The sequence below is a fragment of the Azotobacter beijerinckii genome, from assembly GCF_900110885.1.
GTDB lineage: Bacteria > Pseudomonadota > Gammaproteobacteria > Pseudomonadales > Pseudomonadaceae > Azotobacter > Azotobacter beijerinckii.
On sequence record NZ_FOFJ01000054.1, the window covers coordinates 1 to 23,214 of the forward strand.

Consider the following 23,214-nt stretch of genomic DNA (forward strand, 5'->3'; position numbering starts at 1 on the left):
TGGAACGCTTTGCCGGCGTGGTGCGCGACCACTGGGCCATTGAGAACAGCCAGCACTGGGTGTTGGATGTGCAGTTTCGCGAGGATGCCAATCGCAGTCGCAAGGACCACTCGGCCAGCAACCTGGCCGTGATACGCCGTGCGGCACTGAACCTGATACGACAGAACGACAGCAGTCAACTGAGCATTGGCAGGCGGCGCATGCGGGCCTGCACCAATGCGCAGTACCGAACCCAACTGCTGTTTGGCCCGGATGCCTCATAGCGCGATTGCCCTGAGGGCCAAGGTCGCCCCCATCGCCTGGACATCCCGGCTACAGCTCGCGCCCCGCCTAGTCGGCCATGAAGGCGTCAGGCCGCCACGCCGCTGTGGAAGCGGAACTCCGCATCCGGGGTGAGAATCGCCTGCCGCTCGATCTCGGCGAAGAACGCCACACGGCCGTCGATCGGCTCGCCGGCATACTGGCGGGCCATGCCCAGATAATCCTGATAGTGCCGCGCCTCCGAGGCGAGCAGCGAGACATAGAAGCCCCCCAGCTCCTCGTCGAGGAAGGGTGCCAAGCGATGGAAACGCTCGCAGGAACGCGCCTCGATATAGGCACCGACGATCAGGGTATCCACCAGCCGGCCCGGCTCGTTCTTGCGGATATGCGCATGCAGGCGCTGGGCGTAGAGCGAGGCGCTGAGCGGCCGGTAGAGGACACCGCGCTTCTTCATCAGCTCCGCCACCTGCTCGAAATGGCGCAGTTCCTCGCGGGCCAGACGCGACAGCTTGTACTGCAGGTCCTCCTTGTCGACATGCCGGAACAACAGGGTCAGCGCCGTGCCGGCCGCTTTCTTCTCGCAGTTGGCGTGATCGATCAGCAGGATCTCGGGATGCTGCAGCGCCTGGTCGATCCAGGACTGGGGGGTCGGGCAGAGCAGGAAACACTCGATCTCGGGAAGCAGGGACATGGCAACCTGACTGGTCTTGGAAAGCCGGGCATTATACGGCCCCCACACGTCGCGGAGGAGCTGTCCACATCGCTCTCAGATACGCCCCAGCATACCCTCGCGCAGAAAGCGTGGCGCGATGTAGCGCTCGTAATGGGCCAGGGAAAGCAGGAAGAATTCCCGGTCGATGGCATCGCGCAGGGCCGGCAACTCCCAGTCACGGAACTCCGGCAGCAGGACGATGCCGTAGGCCTCGAGCTGGCTGATCGCCCGAGCGCCGCGGGCGATCAGCCGATAGGCCCAGCAATACACCGACTGCTCGAGCTCGAAGCGGATCTGCCGCTGCTCCAACTGACAACGCAGCCGCTGCGCATCGAACACTTCCAGCTTGGCCTGCACCACCTGCACCAGCAGGGTTTCCAGCCGCAGCCAGACGGCGCGCTTTTCCTCTTCATCATACTGGTTCCAGCTCACCACCTCATGATGGAAGCGCTTGCAGCCCCGGCAGACCAGATCGCCGTAGACTGTTGAGCAGAGACCGACACAGGGCGTCTTGATGCGCTGATGGGACATGAGCGAAGAGAGAACCAGGAAAAAAGCGAACGATGGGCAGGCATCTTAGCCCTTTGTCTAGGCCCGGTCACCCGCGCAAGGCCGCTGGCGGCTTAACTTCACCACGTGTTTCCAGTAGACTCTGAACGCCTTTTTGGCACCATTGTCCGGTCGAAGCTGTTTTCAAAGCGTCACGAGCACAGTCAACCCGAATGGAACGGCGCCGGCACCCTGCCACAGGGTGCCGGCGCCTCCCCTCCCTCGGCGTAAAACTTTGAAAACAGCTTCTGGAGGGGGATCGTCGCAACCTTGGCCGTGCCGCCCATAAAGCGGCTAAGGCGCTTGCGTGCGGGGATTCCCAGGATGCGTGTCCCGGAAACCCCTGGGACCACTGATGAGGGTAAAACTGTGCTTGAAGCCTATCGCAAACACGTAGCAGAGCGTGCCGCCCAGGGCGTCGTGCCCCAGCCGCTGAACGCCGAGCAGACCGCTGCTCTGGTCGAACTGCTGAAGAACCCGCCGGCTGGCGAAGAAGCATTCCTGGTTGACCTGATTACCAACCGTATTCCGCCGGGCGTGGACGAAGCAGCCTACGTCAAGGCCGGTTTCCTCTCCGCCATCGCTAAGGGCGAAGCCGCTTCCCCGCTGATCGGCAAGACCCGCGCCGTCGAACTGCTGGGCACCATGCAGGGCGGCTACAACATCGCCACCCTGGTCGAGCTGCTGGATAGCGCCGAGCTGGCCAGCGCGGCCGCCGAGCAACTCAAGCACACCCTGCTGATGTTCGACGCCTTCCACGACGTCGCCGAGCGTGCCAAGAAGGGCAACGCCGCCGCCAAGGCCGTGCTGCAGTCCTGGGCTGACGGCGAGTGGTTCACCGCCAAGCCGGCCGTTCCGGAAAAAGTCACCCTGGCCGTATTCAAGGTCACCGGCGAAACCAACACCGACGACCTGTCCCCGGCACCGGATGCCTGGTCGCGCCCGGACATCCCGCTGCACGCCCTGGCCATGCTGAAGATGGCCCGCGACGGCATCGAGCCGGACGCTCCGGGTTCGGTTGGCCCGATCAAGCAGATGGAAGCCCTGAAAGCCAAAGGCATCCCGGTCGCCTACGTCGGCGACGTGGTCGGTACCGGCTCTTCCCGCAAGTCCGCCACCAACTCCGTGCTGTGGTTCTTCGGCGACGACATCCCCTTTGTTCCGAACAAGCGCGCCGGTGGCTTCTGCTTCGGTACCAAGATCGCCCCGATCTTCTATAACACCATGGAAGACGCCGGCGCCCTGCCGATCGAATTCGACTGCACCAACCTGGCCATGGGCGACGTCATCGACGTCTACCCGATCAAGGGCGAAGTGCGCCGCAACGGCAGCGACGAACTGGTCACCACCTTCTCGCTGAAGACCGACGTGCTGCTCGACGAAGTCCGCGCCGGCGGCCGTATCCCGCTGATTATCGGCCGTGGCCTGACCGAGAAGGCCCGCGCCGAGCTGGGTCTGGCTCCGTCCACTCTGTTCAAGAAGCCGGAAGCGCCGGCCGACAGCGGCAAGGGCTTCACCCTCGCCCAGAAGATGGTCGGCCGTGCCTGCGGCCTGCCCGAAGGCAAAGGCGTCCGTCCGGGCACCTACTGCGAACCGAAGATGACCACCGTCGGTTCTCAGGACACCACCGGCCCGATGACCCGCGACGAGCTGAAGGACCTGGCTTGCCTGGGCTTCTCCGCCGACCTGGTGATGCAGTCCTTCTGCCACACCGCCGCCTATCCGAAGCCCATCGACGTCAAGACCCACCACACCCTGCCGGACTTCATCATGAACCGCAGCGGCGTGTCCCTGCGTCCGGGCGACGGCATCATCCACAGCTGGCTGAACCGCATGCTGCTGCCGGATACCGTCGGTACCGGTGGTGACTCGCACACCCGCTTCCCGATCGGCATCTCCTTCCCGGCCGGTTCCGGCCTGGTGGCCTTCGCCGCCGCCACCGGCGTCATGCCGCTGGACATGCCGGAATCCGTTCTGGTGCGCTTCAAGGGCAAGCTGCAGCCCGGTATCACCCTGCGTGACCTGGTGCATGCCATCCCCTACTACGCGATCCAGGCCGGCCTGCTGACCGTCGAGAAGAAAGGCAAGAAGAACATCTTCTCCGGCCGCATCCTCGAGATCGAAGGTCTGGACAGCCTGACCGTCGAGCAAGCCTTCGAGCTGTCCGACGCCTCCGCCGAGCGTTCGGCTGCCGGTTGCGCCATCAAGCTGCCGGAAGCGGCCATCGCCGAATACCTGCGCTCGAACATCACCATGCTGCGCTGGATGATCGGCGAAGGCTACGGCGATGCCCGCACCCTGGAGCGTCGTGCCCAGGCGATGGAAGCCTGGCTGGCCAATCCGAAGCTGCTGGAAGCCGACAAGGATGCCGAGTACGCCGCGGTGGTCGAGATCGATCTGGCCGACGTGAAAGAGCCGGTCCTCTGCGCTCCGAACGATCCGGACGACGCCCGTCTGCTGTCCACCGTTGCCGGTCAGAAGATCGATGAAGTGTTCATCGGCTCCTGCATGACCAACATCGGTCACTTCCGCGCGGCCGGCAAGCTGCTGGACAAGGTCAAGGGCGGCATCCCGACCCGTCTGTGGCTGGCTCCGCCGACCAAGATGGATGCCCACCAGCTGACCGAAGAAGGCTACTACGGCATCTACGGCAAGGCCGGTGCGCGCATGGAAATGCCGGGCTGCTCGCTGTGCATGGGTAACCAGGCTCGCGTACAGACCGGTTCGACCGTGGTTTCCACCTCGACCCGTAACTTCCCGAACCGTCTGGGCGATGCGACCAACGTGTTCCTGGCCTCCGCCGAACTGGCGTCGGTCGCCTCGATCCTTGGCAAGTTGCCGACCGTCGAGGAGTACATGGAATACGCGAAGAACATCGACACCATGGCTGCCGATATCTATCGCTACCTGTCCTTCGACCAGATCGCCGAGTACAAGGAAGCTGCGGCCAAGGCCGAACTCCCGGTCCTGCAGATCTAAGCGTCACCCGCGCTGAATGAAGAAGCCCCGCCTTGTGCGGGGCTTCTTCTTTTCCGCCCTCCTGCGCTAGAGTGGCGACAGGTCGAAAGGCCGATGCCCCGGGTCCTGGCATATCGCTTGCCCAAAGCCCGGCGGCATCGGCGGTCCCAACGGCGGGATCCCGTTCACCGACAATGGCGTCGCTTTCGGTCCTGCCCCAGGCAGCCGCCGAGGCGACGCCTTTTCGTTCAGCGCCGGAAGACATCATGACAGATCATCGAACCACCCCCAGAGCGGATGCCCAGACCTGGGTCGCGGGCAGCGATGCCCCCGAGAAGAGCTCGATCAACCTGGGCTTCATGCCGCTCACCGACTCAGCGTCGCTGATCGTCGCCGCCACCCAGGGCTTCGCCGAGCCCTACGGGCTGAGCCTCAACCTCAGGCGCCAGGTTTCCTGGTCGAGCCTGCGCGACAAGCTGCTCAGCGGCGAGCTGGACGCCGCCCAAGGGCTTTACGGTCTGATCTACAGCATGCAGCTTGGCATTGGCGGCGCGCCGGCGACCGACATGGCGGTACTGATGGGCCTCAACCAGAACGGCCAGAGCATCAACCTGTCGACGCCGCTCCGCCAGGCCGGCGTGTGCAACGGCGAGACACTGGCCCGGCATGTGCGCCAGAGCCCTGAAAAGCTCACCCTGGCCCAGACCTTCCCCACCGGAACCCATGCCCTCTGGCTCTACTACTGGCTCGCCAGCCTGGGCATCCATCCGCTTGAGGACGTGAACACCCTGGTGGTGCCGCCGCCACAGATGGTCGAACACCTGCGCGCCGGCCGCATCGACGGCTTCTGCGCTGGCGAACCCTGGGGCGCCCACGCCATCGACCAGGGCATGGGCTTCACCGTCGCCACCAGCCAGTCGATCTGGCCGGACCACCCGGAGAAGGTCCTCGGCTGCACCCGCGCCTTCGTCGAGCAGTATCCCAACACCGCCCGCGCCCTGGTCATGGCCGTGCTGGAGGCAAGCCGCTTCATCGACGCCAGCGAAGAGAACAAGGCCGGCACCGCGCAACTGATCAGTGCCGACGAGTACGTGGCCGCGCCGCGCCAGGTGATCGAACCGCGCTTTCTCGGCAACTACGAGGACGGCAACGGCCATGCCTGGCGGGACGGCCACGCCCTGCGCTTCCATGGCGACGGCGAGGTCAACCTGCCCTACCTCTCCGACGGCCTGTGGTTCATGACCCAGTTCCGCCGCTGGGGTCTGCTGCGCGAAGATCCGGATTACCTCGCCATCGCCAGCCAGGTGCAGCAGCTCGACCTGTATCGCGGCGCCGCCGGTGCCCTCGGCATCCCGCAGCCCGCCTCGCCCATGCGCAGCGCCACCCTGCTGGATGGCAGGATCTGGGACGGCACTAACCCTGCCGCCTATGCCCGCAGCTTCGCCCTCCACTCCATGGGCGAGGTACCGTCGGCCGACGACCAAGGAACATCCCCATGCTGCGCATCCTCCTGATCAACGACACGCCGAAGAAAGTCGGCCGCCTGAGAAGTGCCCTGGTCGAAGCCGGCTTCGAGGTCGTCGACGAATCCGGCCTGACCATCGACCTGCCGACGCGGGTCGAGGCCGTGCGTCCCGACGTGATCCTCATCGATACCGAATCGCCCGGCCGCGACGTGATGGAGCAGGTAGTGCTGGTCAGCCGCGACCAGCCGCGGCCGATCGTCATGTTCACCGACGAGCACGATCCGAAGGTGATGCGCCAGGCCATCCAGGCCGGGGTCAGCGCCTACATCGTCGAAGGCATCCAGACCCAGCGCCTGCAGCCGATCCTCGACGTGGCCATGGCCCGCTTCGAGAGCGACCAGGCCCTGCGCGCCCAGTTGCAGGCCCGCGAGGCGCAGTTGGCCGAGCGCAAGCGCGTCGAGCTGGCCAAGGGCCTGCTGATGAAGATGAAGAACTGCAGCGAGGAAGAGGCCTACACCCTGATGCGCCGCCAGGCGATGAGCCGCCAGCAGAAGCTGATCCAGGTCGCCGAACAGGTCATCGCCATGCACGACATGCTCGGCGGCTGAAGGGACCCCGGCCCCCCTCGCTCTCGCGCCTCAGACCAGGCCGAGAAACTTCAGCGCCGCCCGGTAGATTTTGTCGCCGCTGCAGACGATCACCAGCGAATCGCCGGATTTCGCCCCGCTCAGCAGGTTGGTCAGCTGGCGGGTCACCCCGAACGGATTCTGCAGCACCGCCACTTGCACCTCGTCGCCTTCGGGCATCATCTGCTCGGCCACCAACCGGTCAGGCTTCATGGTGACCGTGACGTTGAGCACCTTGCCGCCAAAACGGGTTTCGAGAAATTCGCTGCCGGACGAGCGCTGTGTGGACGACCTGGTGCTGACTGGTTTCATGGATTTCACCCCCTGTTGAGAATGCGGGGCAATCTACCAAAACGCCCGTGCCGAAACCCAGCTTCGGTTGCATCGAGCCGTCAGCCGCCCCTCCATTCGCCCATCAAAAGGTCTGACTTGCCAGACTACTGGCCACGCGCGTATGTTCCGCACGCAGGCCAGCGCACTGGCCAACGTCGCTCGGACGGTTCCGGGCGCCAACGTCTTTCGAGGAAATCATGGCCGAACACGGCAAGCGCCGCTTTGCGCGCATTGATCGTCTCCCCCCCTACGTCTTCAACATCACCGCCGAACTGAAGATGGCCGCCCGCCGCCGCGGCGAGGACATCATCGACTTCAGCATGGGCAACCCCGACGGCGCCACCCCGCCGCACATCGTCGAGAAGCTGGTGCAGGTCGCCCGCCGCGAGGACACTCACGGCTATTCCACCTCCCGCGGCATTCCGCGCCTGCGCCGCGCCATCTCGCACTGGTACCAGGATCGCTACGCCGTCGAGATCGATCCGGACAGCGAGGCCATCGTCACCATCGGCTCCAAGGAAGGCCTGGCGCACCTGATGCTGGCCACCCTCGACCATGGCGACAGCGTGCTGGTGCCCAACCCCAGCTACCCGATCCACATCTACGGCGCGGTGATCGCCGGCGCCCAGGTGCGCTCGGTGCCGCTGGTGCCCGGTATGGACTTCTTCGCCGAACTGGAGCGGGCGATCCGCGAGACGATTCCCAAGCCGAAGATGATGATCCTGGGCTTCCCCTCCAACCCCACCGCGCAGTGCGTGGAACTGGACTTCTTCGAGCGCGTGGTGGCCCTGGCCAAGCAGTACGACATCCTCGTGGTGCACGACCTGGCCTACGCCGACATCGTCTACGACGGCTGGAAGGCGCCGTCGATCATGCAGGTGCCGGGCGCCAAGGACATCGCCGTGGAGTTCTTCACCCTGTCGAAGAGCTACAACATGGCCGGCTGGCGCATCGGCTTCATGGTCGGCAATGCTGAACTCGTGAGCGCCCTGGCGCGGATCAAGAGCTACCACGACTACGGCACCTTCACACCGCTGCAGGTGGCCGCCATTGCCGCCCTGGAAGGCGACCAGCAGTGCGTGCGCGAGATCGCCGAGCAGTACCGCGAGCGCCGCAACCTGCTGGTCAAGGGCCTGCACGAGATCGGCTGGATGGTGGAGAAGCCCAAGGCCTCCATGTACATCTGGGCGAAGATCCCCGAGCCCTACGCCCACCTCGGCTCACTGGAGTTCGCCAAGAAGCTGCTGGCCGAGGCCAAGGTCTGCGTCTCGCCGGGGCTGGGTTTCGGCGATTACGGCGACGACCACGTGCGCTTCGCCCTGATCGAGAACCTCGATCGCACCCGCCAGGCAATCCGCGGCATCAAGGCGATGTTCCGCGCCGACGGCCTGCTCGAGGCCGTGCCGGAAAAAGCGCGCAAGGCCGACGCCAGCCACTGAGCCAGAGCTGCCCCGTCCCGCGATGGGGCAGCCTCTCCGCAATCCACCAGAAAACCTTCCCCCTATGTCTACCCTCGAACAACTGCGCCGCGGCGAACTGGCCGGCAGCACGCGCCTGGATCTCTCCGCCGATCTGCACGAATTTCCCGAGGAAATCTTCGCCCTGGCCGACAGCCTGGAGATCCTCAACCTCTCGGGCAATCGCCTGACCAGGCTGCCGGCGGGCCTGCCGTGCCTGCGCAAGCTGCGCATCCTGTTCTGTTCGGACAATCCGTTCACCACGCTGCCGGAAGTGCTCGGCGACTGCCCGCAACTGGAAATGGTCGGCTTCAAGGCCAACCGCATCCGGCACCTGCCGACCGCTGCCCTGCCGCCAGCGTTGCGCTGGCTGATCCTGACTGACAACCAACTGGAACACCTGCCCGATAAGCTGGGTGACTGCACCCGACTGCAAAAGCTGATGCTCGCCGGCAACCAGCTGCAGGCGCTGCCACAGAGCCTGGCCGGGCTGAGCCGGCTGGAGCTGCTGCGCATCGCCGCCAATCGCCTCGATGCCCTGCCCGGCTGGCTGTCGGAGCTGCCGCAGCTGTCCTGGCTGGCATTCGCCGGCAACCCCTTCAGCGACGCCAGCGAGGCGGAGATTCTGCGCCAGCATCCGCTGCCGCCGATTCCGCGCAGCAGCATCGAGCTTGGGGAGATCCTCGGCCAGGGGGCCTCCGGAATCATTCACCGCGCCGGCTGGCAGCGCCCCGGGCAACCGGCGCAGACCATGGCGGCGAAGCTGTTCAAGGGCAGCGTGACCAGCGACGGCCTGCCGCACAGCGAAATGGCCGCCTGTATCGCCGCCGGCGAGCAGGCCAACCTGATCCGCGTGGCCGGGCCGCTCGCCGAGCAACCGGGAGCGCCACCGGGCCTGCTGCTGGAGCTGATCGATCCGACCTTCCGCGTGCTCGCCGAGCCGCCGTCGCTGACCAGCTGTACCCGCGACTGCTATGCGCCGGAACGGCGCTTTACCGTCGACAAGGCGCTGCGCATCGCCCGTGGCGTGGCCGCAGCGGGCGCGCACCTGCATGGGCGCGGCATCCTGCATGGCGACCTGTACGCCCACAACCTGCTGGTGGATGGTGCCGGCAACTGCCTGCTCGGCGACTTCGGCGCCGCTTCGTTCTTCGATCCGAGCAGTGTGCATGGCCAAACACTGCAGCGCATCGAGGCCCGGGCCTTCGGCTGTCTGCTGGAGGAGTTGCTGGAACGCTGCCCGGCGGACGGGCAAATCGTGCGCCTGCGGCAATTACAGGAGCAGTGCATGGTCGCCGAGGTCGACCAGCGACCGGACTTCGCGACCCTGAGCACCTGCCTCGCCGCAATCTGAAAAAGGCTCGGACTTACTCCTTCCGGAACAGCCTTTCCACATCCTCCGCCCGGCATAATCCGGTGCCCGGTAGCATGAGGGTCGCAGCGGCGGCGGCCATGCCGTAGCGCACCGCCTCGTGCAGGGGCCAGCCGCGGCTCAGGGCAAGGACCGTGGCGCCGACCACGCTGTCGCCGGCACCCACCGCACTGCACAGCGGCACGTCGAAGGCGCAAAAGCGCTCCACTCCCTCCCGGCTCGCCAGCAGCGCGCCTTCGGCGCCGAGCGAGAGGACGACGATCTCCACGGCCCCCTGTTCGACCAGCCCACGAGCCGCCGCCTCCTGTTCGACCTGGCTTTCCAGCACCCGGCCGGTGAGGCCGGACAATTCGCTCAGGCTCGGCTTGAGTAGATGGATGCCGCCGCGCTCCACCGCATGGCGCAAGGCGTCTCCCGAGTAGTCGAGAATCAGTCCGGCACCGATGCGCTGTGCCAGAGCCACGATCTCGTCGTGAAAGTCCAACGCCACGCCGGTCGGAAAGCTGCCGCTGACTACCAGATAGTCCGCCGACGGAACGAGCGCGGCGATGGCCTCCAGGCAAGCCTGTCGCTCGTCCGGCGTCAGCGTCGGGCCGGGCAGGACGAAACGGTACTGCAGGCCGGTGTCGCCCTCGTCCACAGTGAAGCTTTCCCGCGTATCGCCGGCGATCGGCACTGCCAGTTGGGGCAAGCCGAGCCCCTCCAGCGCACGCTGCAGCATCTCGCCGAACGGACCGCCGGCCGGATAGATCGCCACGGTATCGCCGCCAAGGTTCCGGATCACTCGCGCCACATTGATGCCGCCGCCGCCCGGCTCGTAACGCGGCAGAGTGCAGCGCAGCTTGCTGGTCGGTGCAAGGCGTGCGATGCCGGTGGAGACATCCATCGCGGGGTTGATGGTCAGGGTGGCGATACGCGACATGGAACGCTCCAGCAGGGTCTGACAGAGCGAATATTTAACCAGAGCTTCGGGATCGGGGTGGCAATAAGGAGCATGGCGGACTTCGGATTGCCCGCCCCGTTGGCTGGCGGACACGTCCGGAAGCGTTCGCTCTCGTCTGCTGGAAGGCAACGAATACACGACAGCCCTGTTCGACCTCCCAGCACAGGCGGCCTGAAAAACAGGCCTCACTGCAGCGTAGGCGTCACCACCTCCTTCAAGTCGATGTGTTTCCAGTTCGGCTTCTCCCCCAAACGCGCATTGAAGCGGGTGTTGAAGGTGAACTCGTCCTCGGTGTGCTGGCTCAGCGATTTACCATAGATCGTCTGCAGCGCCGTCAGGTCGTAGCCCATCAACTGCAGCAACGTGGGGAAGATGTTGTAGTGGCTGGAGCGGTCCTTGTTGCCCGCCAGCTCGCGCGGCCAATCGAGGGTGTGCAGGCCGTTGCCCTGGATCACGACCAGCGGCACCAACCCCTCCTCCACCACCGGATCGCCGCCGCAATGGGTATCGACGCCTGGGTTGCCGCGCTCGTGCAAGTCCTGGCCATGGTCGGAGGTGTAGATCAGCACCGCGTTGTCGAGCCTGGCCTGACTGAAAACCCGAGCGAAAAACTCGCCGACGTTCCACAACAGGGTATTTTTGTAGGCATTGCGGTAGCGCACCCAGTCCTCGACCTGCCCGCCAAAGTCATAACGCTCGCCGGTGTCGGACACATCGGCGTATTGACCGCGCGACAATGCTGGACGGTAGACCAGGAAGTCGTCCGGGTACTTGTCGTGCACCGGGAAGTGCGCACCGACCTTGTTGAGGTAGACCAGCTCCGGCGTATCGTTGTTTAGCAACTCGATGAGCTTCTGCGCCGCGGCCATGTCGCGGTCGCGCACCGGCGTCTGGTTGAACTGGACAAATTCATCGATCTCCTGACGCTCGCTCTTGCTCATCAGGTTCTGCAGGCGGCCGCCAGTGCGCTGAGCATCGATATAGACCGTGCGCAGCCCAGCCTTCCTAGCATATTGCCAGATCGACGGCATGGTCGAGTTGATCCGCAGGTAATCGCTGCGCGTGCCACCGTAGCGTAGAGTGACGTTGGTATCGGCGCTGCAGTTGGCGATGGAGGCGGCGTAACCGTAGTTGTAGATGCTCACGCCAGGGTAAGCCTGCCCGAGACTGCTGTGCACGCCATGCTCGACGTTGATATCCAGGTAGTTACCGGACACGCTTTCATCGACGATCAGCACGATGTCGTTGCCGACTGCTTGGCCATGGCGCGGCAGGCTCACCGTCTCCCGCGGTCCCACCGTACTGCTCGCCGCCTCGTAGGCGAACAGGTTGAGGTAGACCAGCGGCGTGTACATCGCCGGCAGGCCGCGAGCCCCCTCGCCGCTGCGCACGAACAGAATCCCCGTCAGCAGCAGCACACCACAGAGCGGCGCTACAACCAGCGCATAACTGGACAACGGCAGGCGCCGGCGCGGTGCAAGGGCGATACTGAACAGCAACGGCAGGGCACCGACGGCGGCGAGGAAGACGCTCGCCCGGTACTGGTAGAGCGCTTCGTCGATAAAGCCGCCGGAATAGATCAGCGAGACGAAGGTGCTGTAGGTCAGGTAGTCGGCGGTGACGCGGGTATAAACATCGAAAAACAGCGTACTGGCAAAAAACAGCAGTGCGAACAGATAGCGGATAGCCGTCGAACGGATATAGGCGGTCAGCCACAGGGTGGCCAACAGTATGCCGAACACTCCGGCGAACAGCAGCAGCGGCACGCCGAACCCCAGATCGATCAGGCGCTTGAGGTAGTAGTCATAGTGGCTCAGCAGGTACAGGCCGAGCAGCAGCTCCTTCAGGTAAGTCGTCATGGCGTCCTCTCCAAGCTGCCCCAGCCGCGGTACCAGCGTCACGGGCAAAGGCGCTGAAGCCCCAGAAAACTACCTGTAACAAACACTAGCAGCGAGTTTGCGACACGCAACCCACACGGGCTTGCGCAACACGTCAGCCAATGCAGGGCGAACAACCCGCCGCGCCGCGGATTGAACCAGCCTTCTGCTTCTGATTGGCTGCAGACAACTCGGCACAATCCTTTACCCCAGGATGACGCTACTTCGGACTTGAATGCAGCCGTGCCATTGAAGCAATCGCCCCTGCCGTGCCGGGGAGAACCGAAGCTACTCGCTCGCCATGCCCCATCAATGTGCAGAAAACGACCACTCGCCTCCTTTTTGCTCAGCATTGCCTGGCAAAATGTCCTGCAAGCCCACGGGAATGGCTGCTCCAATTCCGGCACGGGTATTGCTCAACAAGCTGTACAGGGCAGCCAACGGCGGTTGCCTGTTGAACGACAAAGGCGTCGCATCACCTCGCTCAGGCGAGTAGTGATGTGGCGCCTTTTGCGTTTCGGCCCCAGCGTCTGGGGCGGTGAACGGAGGCCTTCGCGGCCCGCCCCCTTTCAACCTGCTGTGGCTCCGGCCTCCCAGGCATATAGTGTTCGCCTGTAAGCCTGCCGGAGTTTCTTGCCACCGATGAGGTGTTCGATGAATACGAGTTTCTGGAAAGCCGGCCACACCCCCACGCTGTTCGCCGCATTCCTCTATTTCGACCTGAGCTTCATGGTCTGGTACGTGCTCGGCCCGCTGGGCGTGCAGATCGCCACCGACCTCGGGCTGACCACCCAGCAGCGCGCCATGATGGTCGCCACGCCGATCCTCTCCGGCGCCGTGCTGCGCTTCATCATGGGCATGCTGGCCGACCGCACCTCACCGAAGAGCGCCGGTATCCTCGGCCAGGTGATCGTCATCGGCGCCCTGGCGGTGGCCTGGAACATGGGCATTCACAGTTACCAGCAGGCGCTGCTGCTCGGCCTGTTCCTCGGCTTCGCCGGCGCCTCCTTCGCCGTGGCGCTGCCGCTGGCTTCGCAGTGGTATCCGGCACAGCATCAAGGCAAAGCCATGGGCATCGCCGGCGCCGGCAACTCCGGCACGGTGCTCGCCGCCCTCTTCGCCCCCGGACTGGCCGCCGCCTTCGGCTGGAGCAACGTGTTTGGCCTGGCGCTGATCCCGCTGGTGCTGACCCTGATCATCTTCGCCAGCGTCGCCAAGAATGCTCCGGAGCGCCCGCAGCCCAAGGCCGTCGCCGACTACCTGAAGGCCCTCGCCGACCGCGACAGCTGGTGGTTCATGCTGTTCTACAGCGTGACCTTCGGCGGCTTCCTCGGCCTGGCCAGCACCCTGCCCGGCTACTTCCACGACCAGTACGGCTTCGATCCGGTGAAGGCCGGCTACTACACCGCCGCCTGCGTGTTCGCCGGCAGCCTGCTGCGCCCGCTGGGCGGCGCCCTGGCCGACCGCATCGGCGGCATCCGCTCGCTGCTGATGATGTACACCCTGGCCGCCCTGTGCATCGCCGTGGTCGGCTTCAACCTGCCCAGTTCGACCGCCGCACTGGGGCTCTTCGTGGTCGCCATGCTCAGCCTGGGTGCCGGCAACGGCGCGGTGTTCCAGCTGGTCCCGCAACGCTTTCGCAAGGAAATCGGCGTGATGACCGGACTGATCGGCATGGCCGGCGGCATCGGTGGCTTCGCCCTGACCGCCGGGCTCGGCACCATCAAGCAGTCCACCGGCGACTACCAGCTCGGCCTGTGGCTGTTCGCCAGCCTGGCCGTAGTCGCCTGGTTCGGCCTGCACGGCGTCAAAAAGCGCTGGCGTACCACTTGGGGCAGCGCCGCGGTGACCGCTGCGCGGGTCTGATCCCCGGCAGCAGTCCTGCCCCTCCCAGCCGATGGCCTCCACGCGCTTTCGCGTGGGGGCCTTTTTCATATCCAGCCGCCGTGCACCGACCCGGGAGGTCGCCCATGTCCCTGCAGCTCAGCATCGGCGAAGCCAGTGCCGCCGGTCCGCGCCCGGAGAACCAGGATGCCATCCGCGTGGTCACCCCGGCGCCAGCCCTGGCGGCGAGCAAGGGCTGCCTGTTCGCCCTGGCCGACGGCGTCAGCCAGTGCGCCGACGGCGGCCTGGCGGCACGCGCCACCCTGCAGGCGCTGGCGGTCGACTACTACGCCACCCCGGAAACCTGGGCGGTGGCGCAGGCGCTCGATCGCCTGCTGCTGGCGCAGAACCGCTGGCTGCAGGCCAACGGCGGCGGTCAGCCGCTGCTCACCACCCTCACCGCCCTGGTCCTGCGCGGGCGGCGCTTCACCCTCGCCCATGTCGGCGACTGCCGGGCCTATCGCTGGCGCGACGGGCAGTTGGAACGGCTGACCGAAGAGCACGTCTGGGAACAGCCCGAGATGCGCCACGTGCTCAAGCGCGCCCTGGGCCTGGACCAGCACCTGCTGGTCGACTATCTGGACGGCGACCTGCGGGAAGGCGACACCTTCCTGCTGGCCAGCGACGGCGTCTGGGCAACCCTCGGCGACCCGGGCATCCGCCACATCCTCGCCGACGAGCCGGAGCTTCCGGCCGCGGCCCGGGCGCTGGTACGTGCCGCCCACCTGGCCGGCAGCCCGGACAATGCCAGCGCCCTGCTGCTGCGCGTCGAGCGCCTGCCGGAAGGTTCGCTGGCCGACAGCCTGGCGCAACTGCAGCACTGGCCGCCAGCACCCGCGCTGCGAGAAGGCCAACTGTTCGAGGGCTGGCGGATCGATGGCCTGCTGGCCGAGTCGCGCCAGTCCCTGGTCTATCGGGTGCGCGACGGCCAGGAACGCCGCTGGCTGCTGAAGACCCTGCCGCCCGCTCGACGCAACGAAGCCGAGGCCGGCCAGGCCCTGCTGCTGGAGGAGTGGTTCCTGCGCCGGGTGGCGGGCCGCTATTTCCCCGAGGTTGCGCCGCTGCCGCAGCGCCAGCACCTCTATTACGTGCAGCGCGAATACCCCGGCCAAACCCTGGCCGGACACCTGCAGGCACACGGCCCGCTGACGCTGGCCCAATGGCTGGACCTCGCGCCGCACCTGCTGCGCGCCCTCGGCATGCTGCACCGGCGCAACATCCTGCACCGCGACATCAAGCCGGAAAACCTGCTGTGGGGCGAGGACGGCGAACTGCGCCTGCTCGACTTCGGCCTGGCCTACTGTCCGGGACTGTCCCGCGACGAAGCCCACAGCCTGCCCGGCACGCCCAGCTACATCGCCCCGGAAGCCTTCGCCGGCGCTGCGCCCGACGCCCGCCAGGACCTCTACGCCGCCGGCGTCACCCTCTATGCCCTGCTCACCGGCCATTATCCCTACGGCGAAATCGAAGCCTTCCAGCATCCCCGCTTCGGCACCCCGACCCCGGCCAGCCGCTACCGGCCCGACCTGCCTGCTTGGCTCGACGAAAGCCTGCGCCGCGCGCTGCTCGCCGATCCACAGCAACGCTTCGAGACCGCCGAGGAATGGCTGCTCGAGCTGGAACGAGGCGAGCAACGGACCCAGGACCTGCGCCCCCGTCCCTGGCTGGAGCGCGAGCCGCTGAAAGTCTGGCGCGGTATCGCCCTGCTCTCCCTGCTGCTCAACCTCGTGCTGTTCGCCCTGCTGGTCGTCGGCCGCCAGCCATGAGGGCACCAAAAAAGCGCATGACGCCTCTAAAGCGTGCAAAACATGGCGAATCAACCCAGCGCTGAACTCGGAAAATCCCTTGAAAATCAGTAACACGTAAAACTGGCACACCCCCTGCATTACAAAACCCGACAGATCACATAGCACTGCCTTCAACGTGGAGGGCGGTGCTTCCCGACAGAACGGGAATGGACAAAGGCGTCCTCGCTGGGTAACCGGCGGGACGCCTTTTTTGTTTTCCGCTTTCCGTAACGGAGAAGAGCGATGGAAAAACTCAAGCTGGTGATGATCGGCAACGGCATGGCCGGGGTACGCACCCTGGAAGAACTGCTCAAGCTCGCCCCGGATCTCTACGAGATCACGGTGTTCGGCGCCGAACCGCACCCGAACTACAACCGCATCCTGCTCTCTCCGGTGCTGGCCGGCGAACAGACCTTCGAGGAGATCATCCTCAACGATCTGGACTGGTACCGAGACAACGGCATCGACCTGCGCATCGGCTGCAAGGTGGTCGACATCGACCGCCAGAACCGCCGGGTGATCGCCGAAGACGGCAGCGTGGCCGAGTACGACCGCCTGCTGGTCGCCACCGGCTCCACCCCCTTCATCCTGCCGATCCCCGGCAAGGACCTGCAGGGCGTGATCGGCTACCGCGACATCGCCGACACCGAGACGATGATGGAAACCGCCAGGACCCATCGCCACGCGCTGGTGATCGGCGGCGGCCTGCTCGGCCTGGAAGCGGCCAACGGCCTAAAGCTGCGCGGCATGGAGGTGACCGTGGTGCACCTCGGCGACTGGCTGCTCGAGCGCCAGCTCGACAAGACCGCCGGCAAGCTGCTGCAGAGCGCCCTGGAGGCGCGCGGCATCCAGTTCCGCCTGAACACCAACACCGCCGCCCTGTTCGACGACGGCGAGGGCCGGGTTGCCACCGCGCGCTTCAGCGACGGCGAGGAGATCTCCGCCGATCTGGTGGTGATGGCCGCCGGCATCCGTCCCAACGCCGAGCTGGCCGAGCGTGCGGGCCTGGCCTGCAACCGCGGCATCCAGGTCGACGACTGCCTGCAGACCTCCGACCCGGCCATCTACGCCGTCGGCGAATGCGCCAACCACCGTGGCATCGCCTACGGTCTGGTGGCACCGCTGTTCGAGCAGGCCCGGGTCTGCGCCGACCACCTGGCCCGGCTCGGCAACGCCCGCTACGAGGGCTCGGTGACCTCCACCAAGCTCAAGGTCACCGGCATCGACCTGTTCTCCGCCGGCGACTTCATGGGCACGGAAGGCACCGAGACCATCACCCTCTCCGACCCCATCGGCGGCGTCTACAAGAAGCTGGTGGTCAAGGACGACGTGCTGGTCGGCGCCTGCCTGTACGGCGACACCGCCGACGGCGGCTGGTACTTCCGGCAGATCCGCGAAAGCCACAACGTCGCCGAGATCCGCGATCTGCTGATGTTCGGCGAGAACGCCCTCGGCGACGCCGGCCACCAGGGCCAAGACAAGGCCATGGCGATGAGCGACGAGATGGAAGTCTGCGGCTGCAACGGCGTGTGCAAGGGCACCATCGTCAAGGCGATCCGGGAAAACGGCCTGCTCTCCGTGGACGAGGTGAAGAAGCACACCAAGGCGGCCAGCTCCTGCGGCTCCTGCGCCGGACTGGTCGAGCAGATCCTGATCAACACCGTCGGCGGCGCCGCCGATGTCAAGCCCAAGAGCGAGAAGCCGGTGTGCGGCTGCACCGACCTCAACCACGGCCAGGTGCGCCAGGCGATCCGCGCGCAGCACCTGACCAGCCTGGGCCAGGCCATGCAGGCCATGGAGTGGCGCACCCCCGACGGCTGCGCCACCTGCCGCCCGGCACTGAACTACTACCTGATCTCCACCTGGCCGGGCGAGGCCAAGGACGATCCGCAGTCGCGCCTGATCAACGAGCGCGCCCACGCCAACATCCAGAAGGACGGCACCTACTCGGTGGTGCCGCGCATGTGGGGCGGCGTGACCAACCCCTCCGAGCTGCGGCGCATCGCCGACGTGGCCGACAAGTACCAGATCCCCATGGTCAAGGTCACCGGCGGCCAGCGCATCGACCTGCTCGGCGTGAAGAAGGAAGACCTGCCGGGCGTGTGGAAGGACTTGGACATGCCGTCCGGCCACGCCTACGGCAAGTCCATCCGCACCGTGAAGACCTGCGTCGGCAGCGAATTCTGCCGCTTCGGCACCCAGAACTCGACGCAGATGGGCATCGACCTGGAACACGCCCTGTTCGGCATGTGGTCGCCGCACAAGGTCAAGCTGGCGGTCTCCGGCTGCCCGCGCAACTGTGCCGAATCGGGCATCAAGGACGTCGGCATCATCGGCGTGGATTCGGGTTGGGAGCTGTACATCGGCGGCAACGGCGGCATCAAGACCGAGGCCGGCGAGTTCTTCGTCAAGGTCAGGAGCGCCGAGGAGGTCATGGAATACAGCCTGGCCTTCCTCCAGCTCTACCGCGAGGAGGCCTTCTACCTGGAGCGCACCGTGCACTACATGCACCGCGTCGGCCTGGAGCACATCAAGCAGGTGGTGCTGGAGGACGAGGCCCGGCGCAAGGAACTGCACCAGCGCCTGCTGTTCGCCCTGTCCTTCGAGCAGGACCCCTGGCAGCAGCAGATCGAGACGCCGGCGCTGAAGAAGGAATTCGAGCGCATCCCGGTCAGGGAAGTGGAAACCGCCTGACGACCACTGCCCCTCTGCAGGAGCGGACTCACCCACGATGTGGGTCGAGCCGAATCCGCTCCTGCAGCCAACCTCCAACGAATTGAGCGAGGAATACCGATGAACTGGCTGGATATCTGCGCCCTGGAAGAGATCAACGTGCTCGGCGCACGCATCGTCGCCGGGCCCAAGGGCGACATCGCCATCTTCCGCACCGCAGGCGACGAGGTGTTCGCCCTCGACGACCGCTGCCCGCACAAGGGCGGGCCGCTGTCCCAGGGGCTGATCTACGGCAAGCGCGTCGCCTGCCCGCTGCACAACTGGCAGATCGACCTGGCGAGCGGCGAAGCCCTGGAGCCGGACGTGGGCTGCACCCACAAGTACCCGGTCAAGATCGAGGACGGCCGCGTGCTGCTGGCCCTGAAGTCCCTGAAAGACTGCGCCTGACCCCGTAGGGTGGAAAACGCCGCAGGCTTTTCCACCGACGACACCCTTGAACCGCTGGACAAGCACAGCATTGTCCAGCCTACGACCCCGAACGACACGGAGCGACAGCCATGACCCGGCCGACCCAGACCACCGCCTCCACCTGCTGCTACTGCGGCGTCGGCTGCGGCGTGCTGATCGAGCACGACGGCGAGCGCATCACCGGCGTGCAGGGCGACCCGACCCACCCGGCCAACTTCGGCCGGCTGTGCAGCAAGGGCTCGACCCTGCACCTGACCGGCGACCTGGCCGCCCGTGCGCTCCATCCCGAGTTGCGCCTGGGCAAGGGCCTGGCCCGTGCGCGCACCGACTGGGACAGCGCGCTGGATCATGCAAGCTCGGTGTTCGCCGAGACCATCCGCGAGCACGGCCCGGACAGCGTGGCCTTCTACATCTCCGGCCAGTTGCTGACCGAGGACTACTACGCCTTCAACAAGCTGGCCCGCGCGCTGGTCGGCACCAACAACATCGACAGCAACTCGCGCCTGTGCATGTCCTCGGCGGTGGTCGGCTACAAGCGCAGCCTGGGCGCCGACGCTCCGCCCTGCTCCTACGAGGACATGGAGCAGAGCGACTGCCTGCTGATCGCAGGCAGCAACATGGCCTACGCCCACCCGGTGCTGTTCCGCCGCCTAGAAGCGGCCAAGGCCAGTCGTCCGAAGATGAAGATCATCGTGATCGACCCGCGGCGCACCGACACCTGCGAGCTGGCCGACCTGCACCTGGCGATCCTGCCGGGCACCGACGTGGCGCTGTTCCACGGCATCCTGCACATCCTGCTGTGGGAAGGCTGGATCGACCGTACCTATATCGATGCCCACACCGAAGGCTTCGACGAACTGAAAAAGCTGGCGCGCGACTACAGCCCGGCGGCGGTGGCCGATATCTGCGGCATCTCCGTCGACAGTCTGCAGGCCTGCGCCGAACTGATCGGCAAGGCCCCCAGCTTCATGAGCCTGTGGTGCATGGGCCTCAACCAGTCCAGCAGCGGCAGCGCCAAGAACAGCGCGCTGATCAACCTGCACCTGGCTACCGGGCAGATCGGCAAGCCCGGCGCCGGCCCCTTCTCCCTCACCGGCCAGCCCAACGCCATGGGCGGGCGCGAGACCGGCAGCCTGGCCAACCTGCTGCCCGGCCATCGCGAAGCCGGCAATGCCGAACACCGCGCCGAAGTCGCCGGCTACTGGGGTGTCGATACCCTGCCGGAGACTACCGGCCTGACCGCCATCGAGCTGTTCGAGGCCGTAAGGGTCGGCAAGGTCAAGGCGCTGTGGATCGCCTGCACCAACCCGGCACAGTCGATGCCCGATCAGCAGAAGATCCACGAAGCCCTCTCCACCTGCCCCTTCGTGGTGGTGCAGGAGGCCTACGCCACCACCGAGACCTGTCGCTACGCCGACCTGCTGCTGCCCGCCGCCGGCTGGGGCGAGAAGGAAGGCAGCGTCACCAATTCCGAGCGGCGCGTCAGCCATGTGCGCCGTGCCGTGCCGGCGCCGGGCGAGGCGCGCGCCGACTGGGCGATCACCTGCGACTTCGCCCGCCGCCTGGAACGCCACCTGCGCCCAGGGGAGCCAAGCCTGTTCGACTTCGCCAGCCCGGCCGCGCTGTTCGAGGAATACAAGCAGCTCACCGCCGGCCGCGATCTGGACCTGAGCGGCTTGAGCCATGCACTGATCGACGACCTCGGCCCGCAGCAGTGGCCCTTCCCGGCCGGTGCCAGCCGCGGCACGCCGCGCCTGTATGCCGACGGGGTGTTTCCCACTGCCAGCGGGCGCGCCCGCTTCCAGGCCGATCCGTTCCGGGCGCCGCAGGAAAAGCGCGAAGCGCGCTACCCGCTGACCCTCAACACCGGCCGCCTGCGCGACCAGTGGCACGGCATGAGCCGCACCGGCACCGTTGCCCAACTGTTCGGCCACGTCGAGGAGGCCGCGCTCAACCTGCACCCGGACGAACTGCGCCGCCGGCGCCTGGCCAGCGGCGACCTGATCAAGGTGCGCAGCCGCCGCGGCAGCCTGATCCTGCCGGTACAGGCCGACGAGGCCGTGCGTCCCGGCCAGGCCTTCCTGCCGATGCACTGGGGCGACCGCTTCCTCAAGGGCCTGGGCACCAACGTGCTGACCCTGCCGGCCTTCGACCCGCTGTCCAAACAGCCGGAACTCAAGCACGCCGGCGTCGAGGTGGAGAAGGTCGAGCTGCCCTGGCAGTTGTTCGCCCTGGTCGAGGGCGAGGTGCAGCAACGCTTCGCCGAGCTGCGCCCGCTGCTGGAAGAGTTCGCCTATGCCAGTCTGACCCTCACCGGTCGCGAGCGCCCGGCCCTGCAGGTCAAGGCCGCCTGCGCCGTGCCCCCGGAAGCCGGACTGCTGGCGAAGATCGACGGCCTGCTCGGCCTCGATCAAGGCCCGGTGCTGGCCTACGACGACCCGCGCCGTACCGTCGGCAAGCGCGTGCGCATCGAGGACGGGCGTATCGTCGCCATCCGCCTGGCCGGCGAAACCGCCGCGCGCGACTGGCTCAAGGCGCTATGGAGCGAAGGCAAGACCGACGCCGAGCTGCGCCGCTGGCTGCTCGCCCCGCTGAGCGCCCCGCCGGGCAGCGCCAGGACGATCAAGGGCAAGACGGTATGCAGCTGCATGAACGTCGGCGAGGCCGCGATCCGCGCCGGCATCGAGCGCGGCCTCGACCTCGACGACCTCAAGCGGGAACTGAAGTGCGGTACCAGTTGCGGCTCCTGCGTACCGGAAATCAAACGGCTGCTGGCGCAGCCGGTGGCGGCCACGGCCTGACACAAACCGTAGGGTGGGTTGGCCGTACAGCGGCGTAACCCACCAACGATGCCGACAGGCATCGCCATTGCCGGCCTCACGGCCGGCTGGCGCGGGTTAGGACCTTCGGTCCGACCCACCCTACAAATGCGATACGAGAGAGGTGGAACATGAGCGCAAAAGTCTGGCTGATCGGCGCGGGTCCCGGCGACCCGGAACTGCTGACCCTCAAGGCCGTGCGCGCCCTCGGCGAGGCCGAAATGGTGCTGATCGACGACCTGGTCAATCCGGAGGTGCTCGAACACTGTCCGCAGGCCCGCATCATCCGTGTCGGCAAGCGCGGCGGCTGCCGCTCCACGCCGCAGGACTTCATCCATCGCCTGATGCTGCGCTACGCCCGCCAGGGCAAGTGCGTGGCGCGCCTGAAGGGCGGCGACCCGTGCATCTTCGGCCGCGGTAGCGAGGAAGCCGACTGGCTGGCCGAGCACGGCATCGCCACCGAAATCGTCAACGGCATCACCTCGGGCCTGGCCGGTGCCACCCAGTGCGGCATCCCGCTGACCCTGCGCGGCGTGGCCCGCGGCGTAACCCTGGTCACCGCCCACACCCAGGACGACAGCAGCCTGAACTGGCAGGCGCTGGCACAGAGCGGCACCACCCTGGTGGTGTACATGGGCGTGGCCAAGCTGGTCGAGATCCGCGACGGTCTGCTGGCCGGCGGCCTGCGTGCCGACATGCCGGTAGCGATGATCGAGAACGCCTCCTTGCCGCAACAGCGCGAATGCCGCAGCAGCCTCGGCGCCATGCAGCAGGACGCCACCGCCTTCCGTCTGAAGAGCCCGGCGATCCTGGTGATTGGCGAGGTCGCCGCAGTCGCTCAGCCGGTGCTCATGGCCCGAAGTGCCTGAGTACCTCAGCCCTCCCGAGCCTCGGCTTACCGCCTGTCCCGAGTCTTTCCGTTCCGTAAAAAAAGAAGGCTCTTCATGGATTCCGGACTGTTACGCCATCAGGACCCTGAGCAGGGGTTGAAGCAGCCCTTTGCCCCGTATCCGGGCATTGTGGACGAAC

17 protein-coding genes are annotated in these 23,214 nt (G+C 66.3%); 12 read left to right on the forward strand and 5 right to left on the reverse strand.

Annotated features, from left to right (window positions below; genetic code table 11):
• A partial coding sequence (locus BMY22_RS25425) for an ISAs1 family transposase (RefSeq protein ID WP_143068545.1) occupies window positions 1-263 on the forward strand: 263 nt, incomplete at its 5' end.
• 86 nt (window positions 264-349) lie between these two features.
• On the opposite strand, the gene BMY22_RS18435 is transcribed toward BMY22_RS25425, so the two are convergent.
• Together BMY22_RS18435 and BMY22_RS18440 are read right to left on the reverse strand one after the other, a co-directional pair.
• Window positions 350-952 (reverse strand): MiaE family protein, encoded by a 603-nt coding sequence (locus tag BMY22_RS18435; protein ID WP_090624486.1) that lies wholly within the window; start codon window positions 950-952, stop codon window positions 350-352.
• Between the two features lie 75 nt (window positions 953-1,027).
• Entirely contained in the window at window positions 1,028-1,504 is a 477-nt protein-coding gene (locus tag BMY22_RS18440; protein ID WP_090624488.1) for a DUF1289 domain-containing protein, read from the reverse strand.
• A gap of 387 nt (window positions 1,505-1,891) precedes the next feature.
• On the opposite strand from BMY22_RS18440, the gene acnB reads away from it, so the two are divergent.
• The 3 genes from acnB (at window position 1,892) to BMY22_RS18455 (ending at window position 6,554) form a co-directional block, all read left to right on the forward strand.
• Window positions 1,892-4,501 carry a bifunctional aconitate hydratase 2/2-methylisocitrate dehydratase gene (gene acnB / locus BMY22_RS18445; protein WP_090624490.1) on the forward strand — a complete coding sequence of 870 codons (2,610 nt, stop codon included), beginning with the start codon at window positions 1,892-1,894 and terminating at the stop codon, window positions 4,499-4,501.
• Between the two features lie 245 nt (window positions 4,502-4,746).
• Window positions 4,747-5,994, forward strand: coding sequence for a CmpA/NrtA family ABC transporter substrate-binding protein (locus BMY22_RS18450; protein WP_208599336.1), 1,248 nt, complete (start codon window positions 4,747-4,749; stop codon window positions 5,992-5,994).
• Entirely contained in the window at window positions 5,976-6,554 is a 579-nt protein-coding gene (locus BMY22_RS18455; RefSeq protein WP_090624494.1) for an ANTAR domain-containing response regulator, read from the forward strand. The genes BMY22_RS18450 and BMY22_RS18455 overlap by 19 nt, the downstream gene beginning before the upstream one ends.
• Before the next feature lie 30 nt (window positions 6,555-6,584).
• Here BMY22_RS18455 and BMY22_RS18460 read toward each other — a convergent pair whose 3' ends face one another.
• The gene (locus tag BMY22_RS18460; RefSeq protein ID WP_090624496.1) at window positions 6,585-6,884 is read right to left on the reverse strand and encodes a hypothetical protein; all 300 of its coding nucleotides are present in this window, start codon (window positions 6,882-6,884) and stop codon (window positions 6,585-6,587) included.
• Between the two features lie 218 nt (window positions 6,885-7,102).
• Here BMY22_RS18460 and alaC point away from each other — a divergent pair, with 218 nt between their 5' ends.
• Both alaC and BMY22_RS18470 read left to right on the forward strand, forming a co-directional pair.
• Window positions 7,103-8,344: an alanine transaminase gene (gene alaC, locus BMY22_RS18465; protein WP_208599337.1), complete on the forward strand. Its 1,242-nt coding sequence runs from the start codon at window positions 7,103-7,105 to the stop codon at window positions 8,342-8,344.
• Between the two features lie 64 nt (window positions 8,345-8,408).
• Window positions 8,409-9,716 (forward strand): leucine-rich repeat-containing protein kinase family protein, encoded by a 1,308-nt coding sequence (locus BMY22_RS18470; protein WP_090624501.1) that lies wholly within the window; start codon window positions 8,409-8,411, stop codon window positions 9,714-9,716.
• A 13-nt stretch (window positions 9,717-9,729) separates the two neighbouring features.
• Here BMY22_RS18470 and BMY22_RS18475 read toward each other — a convergent pair whose 3' ends face one another.
• Together BMY22_RS18475 and BMY22_RS18480 are read right to left on the reverse strand one after the other, a co-directional pair.
• Complete coding sequence (locus BMY22_RS18475; RefSeq protein WP_208599338.1) at window positions 9,730-10,656, reverse strand: 1-phosphofructokinase family hexose kinase; 927 nt, start codon at window positions 10,654-10,656, stop codon at window positions 9,730-9,732.
• A gap of 206 nt (window positions 10,657-10,862) precedes the next feature.
• Window positions 10,863-12,536, reverse strand: coding sequence for a sulfatase-like hydrolase/transferase (locus BMY22_RS18480; RefSeq protein ID WP_090624503.1), 1,674 nt, complete (start codon window positions 12,534-12,536; stop codon window positions 10,863-10,865).
• A 672-nt stretch (window positions 12,537-13,208) separates the two neighbouring features.
• Here BMY22_RS18480 and BMY22_RS18485 point away from each other — a divergent pair.
• The 6 genes from BMY22_RS18485 (at window position 13,209) to cobA (ending at window position 23,054) form a co-directional block, all read left to right on the forward strand.
• Complete coding sequence (locus BMY22_RS18485) at window positions 13,209-14,420, forward strand: NarK family nitrate/nitrite MFS transporter (protein ID WP_090624505.1); 1,212 nt, start codon at window positions 13,209-13,211, stop codon at window positions 14,418-14,420.
• 104 nt (window positions 14,421-14,524) lie between these two features.
• The gene (locus tag BMY22_RS18490; protein ID WP_090624507.1) at window positions 14,525-16,204 is read left to right on the forward strand and encodes a bifunctional protein-serine/threonine kinase/phosphatase; all 1,680 of its coding nucleotides are present in this window, start codon (window positions 14,525-14,527) and stop codon (window positions 16,202-16,204) included.
• A 264-nt stretch (window positions 16,205-16,468) separates the two neighbouring features.
• Window positions 16,469-18,919 carry a nitrite reductase large subunit NirB gene (gene nirB, locus BMY22_RS18495; protein ID WP_090624509.1) on the forward strand — a complete coding sequence of 817 codons (2,451 nt, stop codon included), beginning with the start codon at window positions 16,469-16,471 and terminating at the stop codon, window positions 18,917-18,919.
• 99 nt (window positions 18,920-19,018) lie between these two features.
• Window positions 19,019-19,345, forward strand: coding sequence for a nitrite reductase small subunit NirD (nirD, locus tag BMY22_RS18500; protein WP_090624512.1), 327 nt, complete (start codon window positions 19,019-19,021; stop codon window positions 19,343-19,345).
• A gap of 110 nt (window positions 19,346-19,455) precedes the next feature.
• Window positions 19,456-22,167: a nitrate reductase gene (locus BMY22_RS18505; RefSeq protein WP_090624514.1), complete on the forward strand. Its 2,712-nt coding sequence runs from the start codon at window positions 19,456-19,458 to the stop codon at window positions 22,165-22,167.
• A gap of 149 nt (window positions 22,168-22,316) precedes the next feature.
• On the forward strand, window positions 22,317-23,054 hold the full coding sequence (gene cobA / locus BMY22_RS18510; protein ID WP_090624516.1) for a uroporphyrinogen-III C-methyltransferase: 738 nt from the start codon (window positions 22,317-22,319) through the stop codon (window positions 23,052-23,054).
• The last annotated feature ends 160 nt before the right edge of the window (window positions 23,055-23,214 follow it).

Excerpts from the sequence above, each read along its gene's own strand:
- BMY22_RS18435 (WP_090624486.1), bottom strand. The coding sequence starts at position 952 with ATGTCCCTGCTTCCCGAGATCGAGTGTTTCCTGCTCTGCCCGACCCCC.
- BMY22_RS18440 (WP_090624488.1), bottom strand. The coding sequence starts at position 1,504 with ATGTCCCATCAGCGCATCAAGACGCCCTGTGTCGGTCTCTGCTCAACA.
- BMY22_RS18450 (WP_208599336.1), top strand. The coding sequence starts at position 4,747 with ATGACAGATCATCGAACCACCCCCAGAGCGGATGCCCAGACCTGGGTC.
- BMY22_RS18455 (WP_090624494.1), top strand. The coding sequence starts at position 5,976 with ATGCTGCGCATCCTCCTGATCAACGACACGCCGAAGAAAGTCGGCCGC.
- BMY22_RS18460 (WP_090624496.1), bottom strand. The coding sequence starts at position 6,884 with ATGAAACCAGTCAGCACCAGGTCGTCCACACAGCGCTCGTCCGGCAGC.
- alaC (WP_208599337.1), top strand. The coding sequence starts at position 7,103 with ATGGCCGAACACGGCAAGCGCCGCTTTGCGCGCATTGATCGTCTCCCC.
- BMY22_RS18470 (WP_090624501.1), top strand. The coding sequence starts at position 8,409 with ATGTCTACCCTCGAACAACTGCGCCGCGGCGAACTGGCCGGCAGCACG.
- BMY22_RS18475 (WP_208599338.1), bottom strand. The coding sequence starts at position 10,656 with ATGTCGCGTATCGCCACCCTGACCATCAACCCCGCGATGGATGTCTCC.
- BMY22_RS18480 (WP_090624503.1), bottom strand. The coding sequence starts at position 12,536 with ATGACGACTTACCTGAAGGAGCTGCTGCTCGGCCTGTACCTGCTGAGC.
- BMY22_RS18485 (WP_090624505.1), top strand. The coding sequence starts at position 13,209 with ATGAATACGAGTTTCTGGAAAGCCGGCCACACCCCCACGCTGTTCGCC.
- BMY22_RS18490 (WP_090624507.1), top strand. The coding sequence starts at position 14,525 with ATGTCCCTGCAGCTCAGCATCGGCGAAGCCAGTGCCGCCGGTCCGCGC.
- nirB (WP_090624509.1), top strand. The coding sequence starts at position 16,469 with ATGGAAAAACTCAAGCTGGTGATGATCGGCAACGGCATGGCCGGGGTA.
- nirD (WP_090624512.1), top strand. The coding sequence starts at position 19,019 with ATGAACTGGCTGGATATCTGCGCCCTGGAAGAGATCAACGTGCTCGGC.
- BMY22_RS18505 (WP_090624514.1), top strand. The coding sequence starts at position 19,456 with ATGACCCGGCCGACCCAGACCACCGCCTCCACCTGCTGCTACTGCGGC.
- cobA (WP_090624516.1), top strand. The coding sequence starts at position 22,317 with ATGAGCGCAAAAGTCTGGCTGATCGGCGCGGGTCCCGGCGACCCGGAA.